Genomic DNA, 468 nt, shown 5'->3' on the forward strand with positions numbered 1-468 from the left:
ATATATCATATAAATAAATTTGATACATAATGATTTTCCGTAGAAATGTTAATAGAATGAAGCGAGGGAGCGAAATGAGACAGAAAAAGGAGCAGAAAAAACAATCGAAAAAGAAAAAGACTCATATTCCTTTTCGATTAAATGTACTATTTTTTATCGTCTTTCTTTTATTTTCAGCTATTATAATTCAATTAGGTAAAGTACAAATCATTGATGGAGAAACGTATAGAAATGAAGTGAACAAAAAGGAAGATGTAACGGTAAGCACTCCTGTTCCTAGAGGGAAAATGTTTGATCGGCAAGGTCAAGTGATTGTAAATAACAAACCACTACGAACCGTTACATATACAAAAATGAAAGGAGTAGATTCGAAAGAAGTTTTACAAGTAGCAAGACAGTTAGCTCAGCTAATAGAAATGTCACCAGAAGATATAGCTAAGTTGACAGAAACAGATAAGAAAGATTTTT

1 pseudogene is annotated in these 468 nt (G+C 31.2%); it reads left to right on the forward strand.

What is annotated here, in order from left to right:
* Positions 1-56 precede the first annotated feature (56 nt).
* Positions 57-468 (forward strand): annotated as a pseudogene (locus KI369_RS28335) (penicillin-binding protein); the annotation flags it as partial.

The organism is Bacillus sanguinis (assembly GCF_018332475.1).
Taxonomy (GTDB): domain Bacteria; phylum Bacillota; class Bacilli; order Bacillales; family Bacillaceae_G; genus Bacillus_A; species Bacillus_A sanguinis.